The organism is Paraburkholderia sp. SIMBA_030 (genome assembly GCF_046535245.1).
Taxonomy (GTDB): Bacteria; Pseudomonadota; Gammaproteobacteria; order Burkholderiales; family Burkholderiaceae; genus Paraburkholderia.
On record NZ_JAWRXB010000600.1, the window covers coordinates 1 to 269 of the forward strand.

The window sequence follows — 269 nt, forward strand, 5'->3', positions numbered from 1 at the left end:
GCTGTTAAAGCAAAGGCGCCAGACTGTTAATCTGGCGCCTTTCGAAATATGGGGTGGACGAAGGGGATCGAACCCTCGACAACGGGAGTCACAATCCCGTGCTCTACCAACTGAGCTACGCCCACCATATTGCGCTACTTGTGCCAAAGCTGCCTAATGGCGCACCCGGCAGGACTCGAACCTGCGACCCCATCATTACGAATGATGTGCTCTACCACCTGAGCTAAAGCGGCAATCCGTGCGGCCGAACCAGGCGGCCCGCGATTTGC

At 57.2% G+C, this 269-nt stretch carries 2 tRNA genes; both read right to left on the reverse strand.

From position 1 onward, the window contains the following. Positions 1–49 precede the first annotated feature (49 nt). Positions 50–125: transfer RNA gene (locus SB772_RS41355), tRNA-His, on the reverse strand. Between the two features lie 32 nt (positions 126–157). Further along, positions 158–225 (reverse strand) — tRNA-Thr (locus SB772_RS41360). Positions 226–269 lie beyond the last annotated feature (44 nt).